The 16,385-nt window shown below is 41.1% G+C and carries 14 protein-coding genes; 9 read left to right on the top strand and 5 right to left on the bottom strand.

Annotation, left to right across the window (positions count from 1 at the left end):
- The first annotated feature begins 275 nt into the window (after window positions 1-275).
- Together ACMX3D_RS16505 and mltA are read left to right on the top strand one after the other, a co-directional pair.
- Window positions 276-530, top strand: coding sequence for a hypothetical protein (locus ACMX3D_RS16505; protein ID WP_229540623.1), 255 nt, complete (start codon window positions 276-278; stop codon window positions 528-530).
- A gap of 3 nt (window positions 531-533) precedes the next feature.
- Window positions 534-1,778: a murein transglycosylase A gene (gene mltA, locus ACMX3D_RS16500; protein WP_482746972.1), complete on the top strand. Its 1,245-nt coding sequence runs from the start codon at window positions 534-536 to the stop codon at window positions 1,776-1,778.
- A gap of 59 nt (window positions 1,779-1,837) precedes the next feature.
- Here the strand turns inward: mltA and ACMX3D_RS16495 are convergent, their stop codons facing one another.
- Window positions 1,838-2,707 carry a DUF5895 domain-containing protein gene (locus ACMX3D_RS16495; protein ID WP_482746971.1) on the bottom strand — a complete coding sequence of 290 codons (870 nt, stop codon included), beginning with the start codon at window positions 2,705-2,707 and terminating at the stop codon, window positions 1,838-1,840.
- A 251-nt stretch (window positions 2,708-2,958) separates the two neighbouring features.
- On the opposite strand from ACMX3D_RS16495, the gene ACMX3D_RS16490 reads away from it, so the two are divergent.
- Together ACMX3D_RS16490 and ACMX3D_RS16485 are read left to right on the top strand one after the other, a co-directional pair.
- The gene (locus tag ACMX3D_RS16490) at window positions 2,959-3,663 is read left to right on the top strand and encodes a Uma2 family endonuclease (protein ID WP_482746970.1); all 705 of its coding nucleotides are present in this window, start codon (window positions 2,959-2,961) and stop codon (window positions 3,661-3,663) included.
- A gap of 93 nt (window positions 3,664-3,756) precedes the next feature.
- Window positions 3,757-4,926, top strand: a complete 1,170-nt coding sequence (locus ACMX3D_RS16485; protein WP_482746969.1) for a homocysteine biosynthesis protein — start codon at window positions 3,757-3,759, stop codon at window positions 4,924-4,926.
- Window positions 4,927-5,041: 115 nt separating this feature from the next.
- Here ACMX3D_RS16485 and ACMX3D_RS16480 read toward each other — a convergent pair whose 3' ends face one another.
- Window positions 5,042-6,052, bottom strand: a complete 1,011-nt coding sequence (locus tag ACMX3D_RS16480) for a hypothetical protein (protein WP_482746968.1) — start codon at window positions 6,050-6,052, stop codon at window positions 5,042-5,044.
- A 376-nt stretch (window positions 6,053-6,428) separates the two neighbouring features.
- On the opposite strand from ACMX3D_RS16480, the gene ACMX3D_RS16475 reads away from it, so the two are divergent.
- The gene (locus ACMX3D_RS16475) at window positions 6,429-7,307 is read left to right on the top strand and encodes a tetratricopeptide repeat protein (protein ID WP_482746967.1); all 879 of its coding nucleotides are present in this window, start codon (window positions 6,429-6,431) and stop codon (window positions 7,305-7,307) included.
- A 461-nt stretch (window positions 7,308-7,768) separates the two neighbouring features.
- Here ACMX3D_RS16475 and ruvC read toward each other — a convergent pair whose 3' ends face one another.
- A complete protein-coding gene (ruvC, locus tag ACMX3D_RS16470; RefSeq protein WP_482746966.1) occupies window positions 7,769-8,260 on the bottom strand; it encodes a crossover junction endodeoxyribonuclease RuvC in 492 nt (163 codons plus the stop codon).
- A 247-nt stretch (window positions 8,261-8,507) separates the two neighbouring features.
- Here ruvC and ACMX3D_RS16465 point away from each other — a divergent pair, with 247 nt between their 5' ends.
- The gene (locus ACMX3D_RS16465) at window positions 8,508-9,878 is read left to right on the top strand and encodes a gluconeogenesis factor YvcK family protein (protein ID WP_482746965.1); all 1,371 of its coding nucleotides are present in this window, start codon (window positions 8,508-8,510) and stop codon (window positions 9,876-9,878) included.
- A 68-nt stretch (window positions 9,879-9,946) separates the two neighbouring features.
- A complete protein-coding gene (tsaE, locus tag ACMX3D_RS16460; RefSeq protein WP_482746964.1) occupies window positions 9,947-10,402 on the top strand; it encodes a tRNA (adenosine(37)-N6)-threonylcarbamoyltransferase complex ATPase subunit type 1 TsaE in 456 nt (151 codons plus the stop codon).
- Between the two features lie 1,284 nt (window positions 10,403-11,686).
- On the opposite strand, the gene ACMX3D_RS16455 is transcribed toward tsaE, so the two are convergent.
- Entirely contained in the window at window positions 11,687-12,862 is a 1,176-nt protein-coding gene (locus ACMX3D_RS16455; protein ID WP_482746963.1) for a patatin-like phospholipase family protein, read from the bottom strand.
- A 506-nt stretch (window positions 12,863-13,368) separates the two neighbouring features.
- Window positions 13,369-14,688: a dihydroorotase gene (locus ACMX3D_RS16450; RefSeq protein ID WP_482746962.1), complete on the bottom strand. Its 1,320-nt coding sequence runs from the start codon at window positions 14,686-14,688 to the stop codon at window positions 13,369-13,371.
- Between the two features lie 244 nt (window positions 14,689-14,932).
- Between ACMX3D_RS16450 and lepB the strand changes: the two genes are divergently transcribed.
- Together lepB and ACMX3D_RS16440 are read left to right on the top strand one after the other, a co-directional pair.
- Window positions 14,933-15,574, top strand: a complete 642-nt coding sequence (gene lepB / locus ACMX3D_RS16445; RefSeq protein ID WP_482746961.1) for a signal peptidase I — start codon at window positions 14,933-14,935, stop codon at window positions 15,572-15,574.
- Between the two features lie 15 nt (window positions 15,575-15,589).
- The gene (locus ACMX3D_RS16440) at window positions 15,590-16,372 is read left to right on the top strand and encodes an MOSC domain-containing protein (RefSeq protein ID WP_482746960.1); all 783 of its coding nucleotides are present in this window, start codon (window positions 15,590-15,592) and stop codon (window positions 16,370-16,372) included.
- The last annotated feature ends 13 nt before the right edge of the window (window positions 16,373-16,385 follow it).

Below are 16,385 nucleotides of genomic sequence, written 5' to 3'. Positions count from 1 at the left end.
TAGGGTGTGAGTGATCAAAACCCTTACCCACATACCTTTACACCCTTACACCCACTCTCAACAATCAATCTGAGTGCGTAACTCTATTTTCAAGGAACAGGTTCAAGGATTGGCCGTCTAGAGGGAGAATAAAAGTCAAGACTTAGGAGTAGTACCTCATGGTTGATTAATGTAAAACTCTCCGGAAAGCTTTTCTTGCTCCCGTATGCTTACTCTTTTCATTCTGGGGTGACGTGGTTAACATGGGTTGAACATATTGCGAATGATTCAACTTTATGCCTAGAACACCGAATGAATATGCCGTCTATCTCTTGCTGGAAACGGGTCATCGTGAAGAAATAAGGTTTCCAAATATTCAAGAATTCCAAAAATGGTATAGTGGCGAACTTGTGCCTAAGTCAACCTCGAATGATTTTATTAGTGTACCGATCAAGAATATTCAGGGAGAGTATATGGTTGTCCGTCCATCTCGGATTGTCGCAATCCGGGTAGAACCACTGTTTAGCTCTAGCGTTGAAAGATTCGACTAAATCATGAGAAAAACCCTTGCTTTGGCTTCTTTGAGTCTGGGAATTGCCCTTGTAAACACAATTTGGCCAGCTGTTGCTCAAGTTCCGATCACGATACCATTACCTGTACCGTTGCCAACACAGCCAAGCACTCCACCTGAGGTACAATTACCACTCCAAGCAGTTGACATCGGTAACGCTTGTACTCCTGTGTCTACGTGCTTGGGTTGGGATGAGCAATTGTTTGGTAGTAAAGGTAAACCGGGCGATCGCAAGGCTGTATTAGCTGCCATTGACAACAGTTTGAGTTACTTAGCTAAAGATAATGCGATCGCTGCATATCAAAATTATCCCGTACCTGGGATTACTCATGATCGTGTGCGTCGCAGTTTGGTACGTTTCCGGCAATTAGTTGCAACTGCTAAATCCGCAGCACAACTACAAACTGCTATCCGTCAGGAGTTTGTGTTTTACAAATCTGTGGGCAATGACGGCAAGGGTACTGTTAAATTTACTGCTTATTACGAGCCTGTTTATCAAGCTAGTCGTGTTAGAACTTCTATATATAAGTATCCTCTTTATCGACTACCGTCGAATTTTGACCAATGGGCTAAACCTCACCCAACACGCCTTGATTTGGAAGGAAAAGACGGTTTGCTGGGAGATAAAAGCCAGTTGCATGGTTTAGAATTGCTGTGGTTCCGCGATCGCTTAGACGCATATATGGTACACATCCAAGGTTCTGCTCAAATCAGGTTAACCAATGGCAAGACAACAGCTGTCGGTTATGCAGGCGGAACTGATTATCCTTGGACTAGTATCGGCAAAGAACTAGCCAAAGATGGCAAACTGCCACTAGACGGTTTGACAATGCCACGCCTAATTAGTTTCTTCCGCCAAAATCCCTTGGAGTTAAGTAATTATTTACCACGCTGGGAACGTTTTGTTTTTTTCAAAGAAGTTCCTGGTAGAAAAGCTACTGGTAGTCTGAATGTTCCAGTAACAGCAGAGCGTTCTATTGCTACTGATAAATCTATCATGCCTCCTGGCGCACTCGCGCTCATTAATGGTTCATTCCCTTATCCTGCTGCTGGTGGTAAATTAGAATCTCGTACTGTCAGCCGTTTTGTCCTCGATCAAGATACAGGCAGCGCGATTAAAGGCCCAGGACGGGTAGATTATTTTATGGGAACTGGTAAATTAGCAGGCGATCGCGCTGGTATTACAGGTGGCAATGGTTCACTATACTATTTGCTACTGAAAAAATAATGGATGAAGTATGAAGTGTGAAGTATGAAGTCTGAAATTTCATACTTTACACTTCACATTTAGTAAGGTGGATAGCCAAAATCATCTTCATCAGCATAAATATATGAACTAGAAACACCTGCCATCGCAACTTTACTGGTTTCTGTTCTTACAGGTTCCTTACCAAATTCTTTATATTCTTCAAAATACTTACAAATAATTGCAGACTCAGGTGCATCAGAAGCAATTAGGTATTGTGTTAATGTCCCAACTGTGGGATGTTTGTAGTCTACAGTGGAAGCAACTAGCACAGTATTAGGTTCAATACCTCTTTCTTCACATTCAATGATGGGGCAAAAAATTCCGTGTGCGTGGAACAATGGCCCTTTCGGTGTTACAGGTTGTTTGCGATATACAGCATAAGCTCTTTCTAACTCTGCAACAAAACCACCTACAACTTTGCCTTGTTGAAATTCACAATAAGTTTTGCTGAAACTTGCGCCTGCTGCACCATTGAGAGTTAATTGGAGTGGTGTTTCATGCAAAAATTTCTTATCTTCACTAACTAAAAAAATTAAATAGCGAGTAAAAGTTTTAAACTTAAGTTTATCGGCTAAAAAGGCATCATAATTTTCTTTTAAAGTGCCTAATTTAATCCCAGTTTCTCTGTCTTTGACTGACAAAGGCCCTCTGCGCACTATCACCAAGCGCGGAGTAGTAGTGATAAAAACTGTTTCAACACCAGAGCTAAATTCATGCTCTACTTGCTGCCAATTTTCATCTGGTTGAAAACCCACAGCATTGGCATTATCTAGCTTGATGGCAAGACCATAGGTTTGCATACCATCCGTGCCATACCGAGGATTAATCATCTGACACCAAGGGATGACTTGAGAAGGCGGTGCATTAAATTTCTCGTCTTCAAAGTCGAACTTAGCAGATGCTTTCATCGTTTTAGGCTGTAGGTGTGTTTTATTATACAAGTTTATCGTTATGTGCTGATGTGGGAATTGTATTTCCCATTTGTACCATCCAAATGGTACATTCAACACATTCTGAAGTAGATTTTAACAGGAGCTTTTGTTACTGGGTTTGTTTGTCTTGATCATGAGTTGGATGTCACCTGGAAATAAGGCATTTTAAATGTAAAACAATGCAGAAGTTAAAATGAATCATAACTACCAGATGCAGTCATCTCCTCATGTCCCTCGCTAAAGAACTAGACTCTCCTCAAGCAACCCCAGAAGATGTTATCTTTCCTCCAGGTGATTTATACAGCGACGAACCTCCCTTGGAAACAGAACTGCATCTAGAGCAGATTATGCTCTTACTCAAGTGTCTTAAGTGGTTGTGGCGAGACAGAAACGACTTCTACACTGCGGGAAATCTTACCATCTATTACAGTTGGAACAAACGCAAAGATGAACTCTTCCGAGGGCCAGATTTTTTTGTAGTGTTGGATACAGAACGCAGAACTCGCAAAAGTTGGGTAGTTTGGGAAGAAGATGGGAAATACCCCAACTTAATTTTAGAAATTCTTTCGGAATCAACTGCAAACACAGATAAAGGTTTGAAGAAAAAACTGTATCAAAATACCTTCCGTACACCTGATTATTTTTGGTTCGACCCAGAAACGCAAGAATTTGCTGGGTTTCATTTAGTCGATGGCCAATACCAAGCTTTAGAACCAAACACTCAAGGATATTTGTGGAGTCAGCAGTTAGGTTTATACTTGGGTATTCATGAAGGATTATTGCGGTTTTTTACACCAGAATGCCAATTAGTGCCTACGCCAGAAGAAGTAGCAGAATCTGAACGCCACCAAAAAGAACTAGCTCAAGAAAAAGCCGAAAGGTTAGCAGCTAAATTGCAAGAATTAAATATCGACCCAGAAACAATTTATTAAAAGGGAACAGAGAACAGGGAACAGGCAACAGTTCGAGACCCCATAATTACTGTGTAAGCCCAAAATACCTACTTAGCCTAATCTTAGTATAGTATGCGAACGATCGCCGAAATTAACGAGAAAATCAGCCGTCAGCGTGCAGTCGTTTTAACAGTTGAAGAAGTAAAAGCACGAGTCGCAGAAGTCGGCGTGAGCAAAGTTGCAAAAGAAGTTGATGTGATTACTACTGGCACGTTTGAGCCAATGGAATCCAGTGGTGCAATTATTAATCTTGGACACACCGACCCCCCAATCAAAATTCGCCGTTGTTGGATAGATGGTGTACCAGCATATTCAGGTTTTGGCGCTGTAGATTTATACTTAGGTGCTAGTTGTGCTGTTGATGCAATGGACGGAGAAGAAGTCCGCGAACGTGGCGGCGGTCATGTGATTGAAGATTTGATTGCAGGTAAACAAGTACACGTTAGAGCGCAAGGACAAGTCACTGATTGTTACCCAAGGGCAAGTTTTGAAACCACAATTACCCGTGACACCATAAATCAGTTTTATTTATTCAATCCTCGCAACCTTTATCAAAATTTTATCGTGGGTGTGAATGGTGGCGATCGCCCACTGTTTACCTATCTCGGCCCTTTGCAACCCCATCTTGGTAACGCCGTCTACTCTAATCCTGGCGCAATTTCTCCTTTGTTTAACGACCCCGATTTACAACTAGTTGGCATTGGGACACGGATTTTCTTAGGCGGCGGTATCGGCTACGTAGCTTGGGAAGGGACGCAACACTTCCCCTTACAAAAGCGGTTAGCTAATCGTACACCTATTGGCCCCGCTGCTACCTTAGCCTTAATTGGTGATGCTAAACAAATGGAAGCCCGTTGGGTGCGTGGTTGTTACTTCAAAAGTTATGGCCCTTCGTTGATGTTAGGTGTGGGTATACCATTCCCTGTATTAAACGAAGTTGTAGTTGAACACTGTGCAGTTCAAGATAAAGATTTAGTAGCGCCAATTGTGGATTTTTCCATTCCCCGGCGCGTTCGTCCTACCTTTGGGTTGGTGAGTTACGCCCAACTTAAATCTGGGCGACTCACCATCGAAAATAAAACAGTGAGAGCTGCACCTTTAGCCAGTATGTTTTTATCTAGGCAAGTGGCCACAGAGTTAAAAAAATGGATTGCAGCAGGCACTTTTACCCTCACAGAACCAGTCGCCCCAATTCCACTGGAGCGATCGTTTTTACCCCAAGACCGTTGGACAGACTTTTAATTCAAAGTGCTGAGTAGAAAGTGCTGAGTGCTGAGTTAGGAGAGTGCCTGCGGCACTAAATAAAGCTCAATTAACTTACTCTTAACACTCAGCACTCAGAACTCAGCACTCAGTACTATTCTTGCGGTGGCTTTTGTTTCTTAATTGGCTTAGGAGTAGGGGTAGAAGTTTTTGGCAGAGGTTTTAATACTGCCGAGGCTTCGCCGCCACCTACTTTTTTGATTGGGCGTGGGCTGGGGCTTTCTCCTGCGTTGCGTCTGGGAGGGAATGGTCGGCGACCACCGCCACCACCACGGAACCCACCAGGGCCACCTCTTTGGGGTGGTCTACGTTTTTTGGGCAAATCTGCGATCGCTTCAGCCGTTTCTATGGCCAATTGATCACCATCTCGTTTTACTTGAAAATCCCAGAATTTGCCCACAGCTTTGGTGGCTAGGACACCTTTGAGTTTTAGCTTAAAGTACTTGGGTTTTTCATCTTGTTTGCGAGCAGCCTGCTTAATTTTGACAACCAAGTTCTTGTCATCAAAAGACTGGTAAACTACCTCGCCACGCACAGAAAAACCACCATCGGGAATATCTGATGAAGGTTTAATGTCGCTTTTATCAGTTACAGCATCATCAGCTTTAGGCAATTCATTGTCTGACGAATCTTGTGCTTGCTGTTTTGCCAGATTTTCTGGTTCCCACACACCCACAATTTGAATGTGCAAGGCATCATTTTCTTGTTTAGTACGTGGATAAACTACCCACAGATGATTTTTTTCTAAATCAAGATGATTCTTAACTAAGCTCATAATTCTGCCGAGGAGAACAGCTTGGAGTTCCACACCATCCGCAGTCAGGAGCGTACCTTGAGTAAATTGTTCACTGCTTGCAATGTAACGACCCCGGACTAAGCCGATCGCTCTGTACTGCATTGGTTCGCTGGGTGGTGGAATCGGTTGCTGTCGATTGGCTAAGTGAGCATCATTGGCTGTCTCACTAGGGTCAATAGTCGAATTATCCGATTCAGAAACTGGAGCTGCTACTGTTGGTACATTAGCAACCATGTCTATCTTTGTTTCAGGTTGATTAGATTCAGGCAAATTTGAAGATTCAGGCGAAGGCATCAGGTCGGAATTCATAAAAACTCCTTGCGGCGGAGACACATCCCATTGTGGGATTTTACTAAAGCAACTGGAAAGAGCGTTTGTGCGGCTGATGAAAGTATATTTGTTTTCCACTAAGTCACACGACAACGCCCAATACAATTCTAAAAACGCTAAATTTACATTTATACTCTAAATGTTTAATCTAACGTCTAGACACCAGTTTCGGAAGCATATCATAGGTACAACTCTGACGGCTCCCCCTAAAGTCATCACTTACTTTAGCAGCGGAAATAGTTATTTGTTATAAAATTCACAAGCAATTGGCGGTATTCCGCAAAGTTTTGGAAATTTTTCATTTCCAGCTTGTGTTAATCATAATGTCATTAGAGTTCTGGAGAATTATACAACTGTGTCTCAACCGCGTAATCGTTGGATAGTTCGGGTTATCTTGGCATTAGCAGTTCTAATGTTTGTCGGTGTATCTATAGTTCCTATTATTAGCGCATTCAATAACCCGACACCGACAAGCCAGAATAATGCAAGTCCCAATGGTAACTTAGCTTCCTCTGACCAAAAATCAAAATTGCAAGACGAAGTGCGAGGTTATGAACTAGTTTTACAACGGGAACCCGAAAATCAAACCGCCCTTAAAGGTTTATTACAAGCGCGGCTACAACTTTTAAGTTTGAATCAAGGTGATGTTCAAGGAGTAATTGACCCTTTAGAAAAACTAGCAAAACTCAATCCTGAAAGGTCGGAATACGGAGTACTACTAGCGCAAGCTAAGCAGCAAGTTGGTGATAAAGAAGGAGCAGCACAAGCATATCGCACGATTCTTGATACTAAACCCGGCGATTTGAAGGCTTTACAGGGTATGGTAGCGCTGTTATTAGACCAACAACGCCCAGAAGCAGCTATTGGCTTATTACAAGACACTTTAACTAATGCTACTCAAGCTAATACCATTCAACCGGGAAGTGTGAATGTGGTTGCTGTGCAAGTGTTACTAGGCAATGTTTATGCTGCTCAAAAACGCTATCCCCAAGCTTTTTCTGTCTATGACCAAGCGATTAAGAAAGACCCCAAAGATTTTCGCCCAGTCTTAGCTAAAGCCATGCTTTTGAAAGAACAAGGGAAAACAACCGAAGCTAAACCTTTGTTTGATAGTGCTGTCAGTTTAGCTCCTGCTCAATATAGAGATGAAATTAACAAAGCCGCAACTGCTTTCCCTACTCCTAAGCCTGCTGCATCTTCAGCACCTGTACCAACAACTACTCCTAAGCCATAAGAAATTGGGTATTAGGAAGATAACACAGGATGGTTTAATAAAACGATAAAAAAACCTATTTTTAGGGGTTTTTACCTAAGAAACCTCTGACAAATGCGATCGCTTATGCTCAATCAAAGTTGAACATTGCAGGCGATCGCTTCAATAACTAGATAATTCCTCAACAATTAGTTTTCAGTTTGGCTAATCTGCAATCATCAACATACCATCTGAATGTAATCTATTTTACTTACCAGACTCCGCATTTGATAAACCAAAGAAAGGGTAATCAGCCCTCTGGGAGAGGTTTCTGCTGCTAGTCAATCGCGGGCAAGACACACTATAGAACAAGACGGTTCAGATAAGAATATTTAACCGCCAATGTACGCCGCTAAATCAAGATTTTAATTGATTTATTGGGTTTATTTCTCAGGAATCTCGCCTTAGCTGAACCGTATTGCTTTATTGTCAGTGTACAAAAATTACAACTGAAACGATGCTGTCAAAGCTACAGCCAAAGCATCGGCTGCGTCGTCTGGTTTAGGAACTACCTCTAAATTCAATTCACGCGCCACAGCTGCTTGCACATCAGATTTATCTGCATTGCCATATCCGGTGAGGGCTTGTTTAATTTGCGCCGGAGTATATTCTACATAAGGTAAGCGATGTTGTCCCAAAACTAACATCATTACACCTCTTGCTTGTGCAACGAGAATAGTATTTGACATACGATAGAAGAACAGCTTTTCAATTGCAACTAAATCTGGTTGTAATTCCTGAATCAGAGTGTGCAAATCATCAAACAAGGTACACAAGCGCTGTCCCATTTCTGCATCTGCCGACGTACTAATTACCCCAAAGTCAAGCATATCTACTGTTGTGTCTTGTATTTTGCTAGGGCTTTGTTTGCAAGTGATTGCGCCAAATCCTAAAATTGCTAATCCAGGATCTAAACCTAAAATTCGTTTTTCCATTAAATTAACTTTGACCAAGCCAGGGTATTGTTTAACTGGGCAGGACTTACGCACAAAGGCTATTTATTGAGACTGGGTGTAAGGGGACACCCCTTTACCCCTATACCCCTTGTCCATACTGGCAACTTTGATGACTTGTTGTAAGTCTCAAAGCATTGAAATATTTAATAATGGCACACTTGGTGTTAAAACCAGGTAGTGTAGATTTTCTGTTAATCATATTTTGTAGCACTGCTTTAAATCAGGTATGTCAATTGGTTTTCTCAGGCAAGCCCTCAACGCCCTGCAACAGCAGTCGCGCAGCCGTACATCTCATCGAGTTAACCAGTGGTTTAAGTGGTTATCTCCCGGACTATCAGTAAAACGCTGGTTACTTATCAGTGTTGGTGGTGTATTTTTGGCAAGTTTGGGGTTAGCTATATGGGTGAAGTTGACCCCGATTTTTTGGCTGTTGGAGTTGTTGAGAAGTTTTCTGGGAGTAATTACCAACATCTTACCCAACTATATCAGCGGCCCTTTGGTATTACTGTGCGGCTTACTATTGCTGCTGTGGGGACAAACTCGCACTGTCGGCTCTATTACTGAGGCGTTCAAACAAGAAGGTGAAGCAGAACTTATTGATGTTCTGTTAGCGCATCGCCGCTTGTACAGGGGGCCGAAAATTGTAGTAATTGGTGGTGGTACGGGACTTTCGACTTTGCTGCGGGGATTGAAAACTTATAGTGCTAATATTAGTGCGATCGTGACGGTAGCTGATGATGGCGGGTCTTCTGGGCGGTTGCGTCAAGAATTTGGTGTGCTACCTCCAGGAGATATTCGGAATTGTTTAGCTGCATTAGCAGATGAAGAAAAGCTATTAACAGAATTGTTTCAGTACCGCTTTCGGGCTGGTGATGGGTTAACTGGTCACAGTTTTGGCAATTTGTTTTTAACTGCCATGAGTGATATTACTGGCGATTTGGAACGGGCTGTGGCTGCTAGTTCCAAAGTGTTAGCAGTTCGAGGACAAGTTTTGCCAGCAACGCTCAGCGATGTGCGTCTGTGGGCAGAATTAGAAGATGGTCGTCTTATAGAAGGAGAATCTAACATTCCCAAAGCTGGCGGTAAAATTGTGAGAATTGGTTGCACACCAGCTAACCCTCCAGCCTTGCCCGCAGCCATTAAAACCATCAAAGAAGCTGACTATATTATTATTGGGCCAGGTAGCCTATATACTAGTTTGATTCCTAATTTACTAGTACCAGAAATTGCGAATGCGATCGCTCAAACTAAAGCTCCTCGCATCTACGTCTGCAATATTATGACCCAACCAGGAGAAACCGAAGGATATACTGTTGCTGACCATATCCGAGCAATTGATGCTGCTTGTGGTCAAAGACGGTTATTTGATGCTGTCCTAGTACACAAAAAATCACCTTCTCCCCAGTCACTCATCCGCTACGCTCAACAAAATTCTCATCCAGTTTTTCTAGATAGAGAAGATGTATCTTTATTAGGACGACGGATTGTTTTAGCTAATGTATTGTATGAAGATGAAACTGGTGTTGTACGTCACAATCCCCAGAAACTAGCGAAAGTTTTGTTGCGGTGGTACAGTGGCGCTCATCATGGCAAGTGATCATTTGTCCTTTGTCATTAATCATTTAGATAAACTAATGACTATTGACCATTGACTTTTGAGTAACCATGAAAATTCTACTTGCAGATTTACAAGCAACCTTGGATTTAGGTATCGAACTAGGTCAAACTTTAACTCCTGGGAGCGTGATTTTATTAGAAGGAGATTTAGGAGCTGGTAAAACCACACTAGTGCAAGGCATTGGTCAAGGTTTAGGCATTACAGAATCAATAGTCAGCCCTACTTTTACTTTGATTAATGAGTACACTCAAGGACGCATACCCCTTTACCACTTAGACTTATATCGCTTAGAACCACAAGAGGTGGCGGCTTTAAACTTGGAAACTTACTGGGAGGGTATTGAAGTAGAACCAGGAATTGTAGCCATAGAATGGGCAGAAAGAATGCCTTACCTGCCAGAGAGTTATCTGCGTGTGCGTTTAACTTATGGAGACGACAGTAATCGCCAAGCACATATTACACCACTACATTGCAACATCAACGAATTAATTGCTAAAATATAAATAATTTATTAATATTTATTTAAAATAATATACAATTCTTCGTTTTATGCAGTGTTATGTAAAAAAAATTTGGGTAGGCAGCAGTTGTGTAGATTATCCCACCCAAAATAAGTGTGAGCGGCGACTTTTGCCGCTCAGTATTCATACATCATGGCTGTAGTTTGAGAGGGCTTTCTGGATACGGTTCTATAACTGAACTACAAGGACAAATGTCCTATCCAAATCAACCTCACATTATAATGACACTACAAAATTTTACCGATAGCCGAGAGCGGACAATACACTCGTTCTATCTACCACTACCGCGTTCATCGAAGAAATTGACTAACATTACTGCCTTCATTATTCAAAAATCAATGAAATACTGTGCAATAAGAATCTGACCTTGATTGACATTTACTAGCTACTGCGTTTAGCTAAGTTTGGCGTATGCTCGCAGGTGATATTGCTGTAGATGTCGGTAAATATTGAGTCAAAGCTATTGAATGAAACAATCCTTTGGAGAGTGACATCTAGCAGTTTGCTAGACTTTTTGAGTACCTGCACTCAAGGGCAATTACATTCAAATTAGAACTGACTTGAATTTCTTGTCTAAGAAATCATCGTTCTGAGAAGGCTCATAGATAGATGACTTTTACTCAACCAGTCAATACTGGTACATTTGTTTTATCTATTGGTATTGTTTTGCTCTTCGTACCTTCCTTTGATTAACTAAGTAAATTGTTTCTTTTAGTTTGTTTCATTGGATGCTAGTTTTTTGTATCTAACTCCGGTTTTATAGCCAATGCTGGCTGTTTAAAAGCCAACTAACTAACAGAAAAATCAATCAGAAGTGTAAAAATAGGTTTTAAAATCGTCCAAATTAAGTGCATATAAAATTTATATATGTATAAAACCGAGTTTTCACAGAAATTTGCCCGTTTACTTAACCCTATTAATTCTCTTCTTTTTTTAGTGGGAAAATCCGGATAGTTAAACACAAAAGGCTGATTGAAAAAGGTGAAAAGATTTACGATCGCAAAGCTATCTTGTCAGCTATCTGTCGGCTTAGTATTCCCAAGTTAAGAGCAGGAGATGTAATCAAAAAGTAACTAATGATAAATTTATGAGATTAATTAATTTAAATAAGTTTGATTAAAAGAAAATCTTATGACCATACTAATAGCTCTTCATGAAGCCCAAACAATTTTAACCAAGTACCATAGTATTTATACGAATTAAAATCGTAGAAACACTCAACTTTTTTCTTCAAAATCTCAATGCTAGTATTTCTACGTAGTCGGACTAGTTAGCAGCAATAAAAGATTTAATCGCGTCTTTTACCAGAGGGCCACAATCGTCACGGGTATAGTAGGTGCAACCTTCAGTGACAAATTTTGTGGCGGCGTTTCTCAACTGTGTAATAACTGCATCTCTAGAGTCGTCTATTTCTTCACTCACTTGAGTTTTTGTAAATCTGTTAGTGCGCTCCTTTGGTTGTAATAAGATGCGAGTATCTTTGTAAGTTTCCCCTGATTTAGCTTTAAAACGCTCATTTAAATCAAACTGAAGACGTAAATAACGTTGAGATTCATAACCACCCATAATTTGACGGCAGATTGTGCTGTCAATTTCTGAAGTTGGCTCCATAAAAACATCAGTAAGATGTTTAGCCCAATCTAAACTTTTCCAGGTTTTAATTTGATCATATATGTATGGTTCACCTGTTTGCCCTGTACCAATAGAAAGAATTGCAATATCTTCCAACTGACGGATTTTATCTAAATTATATTTTTGCTTAATGCTTGCAGAAATAGAAGATTGACTAATCCTCATCGCTAGACTCAGGGCTGCTAATGCCGGATTATTAGCAGAAACGCCACCATCAATATGAGGGAAAACCCAATTACCAAATTTAGCTTTATTAACAGGTTCTAATTTATAGGGAGGAAAGAATGTAGGTGCTGAAGCCGACGCTGCACTTATCTCCCACAAGCGGCAATCATCATACCATCTAGCACCTATGTCAGGATGACAATTGGTAAAAAATGTCGTGTTGCGATAAAGCATATCGTAAGCCAAAATCAAAATTATTGGTCTTTCAATATCCTGAATTCTTGTATCTAAAAACTGTTTTTTTAAGACATTAATCAATCCTTCATGAGTGTATTTAGGCAGTGCAAATACCTCAAACAATTGTCGAATCAAACCTGGTAATTTCTGATAACGATTTTTGCTTTTAAGAGGAAATATATATTTACCTTGTTCGCTATATAGTTGAATCAGTTCATCACTTTTTTTTCCTAAAGCAATTCCGGCGGTTAAAATTGATCCAGTAGAAGTACCCGCAATTAAGTCAAAATATTGCTGAAGAGATTGACCTTTGATTTGAAAAATTTGTTGCTCAACTTCTTTCAGGATTTGTGCTGTGATCACTCCACGTATACCACCACCGTCCAAACTTAATATTCTGAAGGACATAGCAATTCTCCCTAAAAGTGCTGAGTACCAAATAGCGAACTTGGGATTACTACCATAGGACTGACGCAAGAAAACGGAAAATTAAGGTTTTACAGCAGGGTGTAGGGGTGTAGGTGTTAAAAACCCTTACACCCTTATACCCTTCTGCTAATTGCATTTATTCCCTCCCGGAAGACAGGTGTAGGGGTGTAGGTGTTAAAAACCCTTACACCCTTATACCCTTACCGCTCTACACCCATCTCAACCAAAAATCTTGGTGCGTAATACCAATTTGAAAAATGTTTGCGATAGATGAATTGATAGAAGCTATACGCAGACAGCAATTCTCAATCCAAAATCCAAAATCCAAAATCCAAAATGGTATAAGTTTTGTACCAAAGTAAAAATCCCTGGACACAACATTTTTAGCCATAGCCTTAGCAAAGTTTGACTTTACCTGTAAGACCATGACCAGAATTTATTGTGCTTTCTAGTTCTAAACTACGTAAGGCTGAGTTCGGTGATTCCTACAAAAAAGTTAAAGCTTGTCCCCGCACTTCGGTATTCACCCGATTTTGTTCATAAACAACTTGTCCTCCAACAATCGTAGTTACAGGCCAGCCTGTGAGGTTCCAGCCTTCAAAAGGACTCCAACCACACTTGGTTAACAATTCTTCGCGGCGGACTGGACGATAAGTATCCAAGTCTACTAGTACTAAATCGGCATCATAACCAAGTGCGATCGCTCCTTTGTTAGGAATACCATAACCTTTCGCCACCGCCTGAGACATCCAATTAGCAACTTGCGCTACAGTGCATTTTCCTTGCATCGCCGCAGTTAACATCAAAGGTAAAGAAGTCTCTACACCTGGCATTCCTGAAGGGGTATTCGGATATTCTTGCGCTTTTTCTGCCAAGGTATGAGGTGCGTGGTCTGTGGCGATAAAATCAATGACACCATCGCGTAAAGCTTGCCAGAGAACTTCATTATCGTGAGGCGATCGCAACGGTGGATTCATTTGGGCTAATGTGCCAATCTCTTCGTAGGCACTTGTATTTAATAACAAATGCTGTGGTGTTACCTCTGCTGTCACCCAAGTTGGTTTATCTTGACGCAACAACTCGGCTTCTTCGGCTGTGGACATATGGAGAATATGCAGCCGCCGCTGATATTTTTTAGAAAGATTTAAGGCTTTTTGTGTGGCTAAAAGTGCGGCTTGATTGTCTTGAATTTGCGAGTGAATGGCTGGGTTATGAATACCTGCAAATTCTTGTCGTCGTTGGTTAATGCGTTCTTGGTCTTCGGCATGAACAGCAATCAAGCGCTTTCCTTGAGCAAAAATAGCTTCGAGTACAGCATCTTGGTCAACTAGTAACTGACCGTGCATTGACCCCATAAAAACTTTAATTCCTGGTGTCGGCTGGGCAGTGAGTAAATCTGGCAGCACTTCTGCGGTTGCGCCAATAAAAAAGCCATAATTCACCACAGACTTACTAGCCGCACGTTGTAGCTTGTCATCTAATGCGGCTTGAGTAGTCGTGAGAGGACGGGTATTAGGCATTTCTAAAAACGAAGTGACACCACCTTTCGCGCAGGCACAACTGGCAGTGAACAAGTCTTCTTTGTGTTCTAATCCTGGTTCCCGGAAATGCACTTGCGGATCGATCACTCCTGGCAACAAAGTTAACCCCTGTGCGTCAATTTCTCTGGTTGAGGTAGTGGCAGCAATTTCCGGTGCAACTTCTACGATAAGGCGATCGCGTGTGAGTACGTCCCCCAACATGAATTCACCATTGGGTAAGACAATGCGAGCGTGGCGAATTAATAAACTTTGTAAAGATGACATGAAGTTGAAAAAATTTACTCAAGGAGTTATGTGTTACTGAGAACTCTGATTTTAGGTTAAACTTGGTTGCCCTTTTTGGGAGAAATTTTTGCAGCTTATTAAAAAAAAGTTTATTTTTAACTTATGAATCTATCTGTGAAGATGCTACAACCATCTGAGAAAACCTAATTCTCTCGTTAAAATTAACAAATAGAGTCTCCCTGAGCTAGTTAATTCCTACACTTTTCCTTACTTCAGTACTTTCATGCAAAATCAAGTGTCTGATAAAAATTCTAGTCAAAAACCTGATAATTCCTGGATTGCCGAGCTAGGTAGAACAGTTGTATTAAGTATCGTTCTTGCTCTTGGCATTCGTACTTTTGTCGCCGAAGCTCGCTGGATTCCTTCTGGCTCTATGGAACCAACTTTACACGGTACCCAAAACCAATGGGAAGCAGACAAGATTATTGTTGATAAGTTGAAGTATAAGTTTGCCAGCCCTCAACGGGGAGATATTGTTGTCTTTTCACCTACAGACGAACTCAAAAAAGAACAATATCAAGATGCTTTTATTAAACGTGTAATTGGCTTGCCAGGAGAAACAGTACAACTACGGGATGGTAAAGTTTACATCAATAACAAACCCCTCGATGAGGAAAGTTATCTCAGTTCTAATCAACGTACTGTAGTTGATGTTTGCACTTCGGGACAACAACCAGCTTTCTTGAGCAAACCTCAAACAATACCACCAAATTCATACTTGGTGTTAGGTGATAACCGCAACAGTAGTTACGATAGCCGTTGTTGGGGTGTTGTTCCCCGTGAAAATATCATCGGTCGGGCTGTATTGCGCTTTTGGCCGCTGAATCATGTTGGTGGTATTGATAAATCGCCACTGTATCCATAACCGAGTCGTGTTTGAATGCCATACCTAGCCAAAATCTTAATTTACCCAATTAAGTCACTAGATGGGGTAGAAGTAATACAAGCCGAGGTTTTGTCTAGTGGCGCATTAAAGTGCGATCGCGAGTTTGCCCTTGTTGATGAACAGGGCAATTTTGTTAATGGCAAGCGCCATCCCAAAATTCATCTACTGCGATCGCATTTTAATATTTCAAATCGAACTATCTCACTAAAAATCCCCAACCAGAATTTGCCCCAAGTTTTTCATTTGGATACAGAACAAGAAGCACTAGTAGCCACTTTGAGTAATTTTTTTGGTTTTTCTCTTACCATAGTGCAGAACTCACTGATGGGTTTTCCCGATGACACAGACTCTCCAGGGCCAACAGTGATTAGTACCGCAACTTTAACAAAAGTGGCTTCTTGGTTTCCTGGTATCAGTGTTGACGAAATGCGCCGTCGTATACGTGCCAATATCGAACTTGCAGGCGTACCAGCGTTTTGGGAAGATCAGTTATTTAGTGAACCAGGGAAGTTTGTATCTTTTCGAGTCGGAGATGTGCTGTTTTGTGGAGTCAACCCATGTCAGCGTTGTGTAGTACCAACGCGCCATCCTGACTCAGCCGCAGCTTACTCAAATTTTCAAAAAATATTTATCAAACAGCGGCAAGCTACATCACCAAAGTGGGTTAATTCATCCCACTTTAATCATTTTTATCGGTTGAGTGTGAATACCAAATTACCAGTATCAGAATCTGGAAAATTATTACAAATAAATGATGAAATTGAAATATTTTCTTAAATTAATAAATATT

This window comes from Anabaena sp. TISTR 8404, assembly GCF_056847745.1.
The sequence above is the reverse complement of the archived record's forward strand: the minus strand, read 5'-3'. Positions and strand labels throughout refer to the sequence as shown.

Excerpts from the sequence above, each read along its gene's own strand:
- lepB (WP_482746961.1), top strand. The coding sequence starts at position 14,933 with ATGCAAAATCAAGTGTCTGATAAAAATTCTAGTCAAAAACCTGATAAT.
- ACMX3D_RS16490 (WP_482746970.1), top strand. The coding sequence starts at position 2,959 with ATGTCCCTCGCTAAAGAACTAGACTCTCCTCAAGCAACCCCAGAAGAT.
- ACMX3D_RS16455 (WP_482746963.1), bottom strand. The coding sequence starts at position 12,862 with ATGTCCTTCAGAATATTAAGTTTGGACGGTGGTGGTATACGTGGAGTG.
- ACMX3D_RS16450 (WP_482746962.1), bottom strand. The coding sequence starts at position 14,688 with ATGTCATCTTTACAAAGTTTATTAATTCGCCACGCTCGCATTGTCTTA.
- ACMX3D_RS16485 (WP_482746969.1), top strand. The coding sequence starts at position 3,757 with ATGCGAACGATCGCCGAAATTAACGAGAAAATCAGCCGTCAGCGTGCA.
- tsaE (WP_482746964.1), top strand. The coding sequence starts at position 9,947 with ATGAAAATTCTACTTGCAGATTTACAAGCAACCTTGGATTTAGGTATC.
- mltA (WP_482746972.1), top strand. The coding sequence starts at position 534 with ATGAGAAAAACCCTTGCTTTGGCTTCTTTGAGTCTGGGAATTGCCCTT.
- ACMX3D_RS16480 (WP_482746968.1), bottom strand. The coding sequence starts at position 6,052 with ATGAATTCCGACCTGATGCCTTCGCCTGAATCTTCAAATTTGCCTGAA.
- ACMX3D_RS16465 (WP_482746965.1), top strand. The coding sequence starts at position 8,508 with ATGTCAATTGGTTTTCTCAGGCAAGCCCTCAACGCCCTGCAACAGCAG.
- ACMX3D_RS16440 (WP_482746960.1), top strand. The coding sequence starts at position 15,590 with ATGCCATACCTAGCCAAAATCTTAATTTACCCAATTAAGTCACTAGAT.
- ACMX3D_RS16495 (WP_482746971.1), bottom strand. The coding sequence starts at position 2,707 with ATGAAAGCATCTGCTAAGTTCGACTTTGAAGACGAGAAATTTAATGCA.
- ACMX3D_RS16505 (WP_229540623.1), top strand. The coding sequence starts at position 276 with ATGCCTAGAACACCGAATGAATATGCCGTCTATCTCTTGCTGGAAACG.
- ruvC (WP_482746966.1), bottom strand. The coding sequence starts at position 8,260 with ATGGAAAAACGAATTTTAGGTTTAGATCCTGGATTAGCAATTTTAGGA.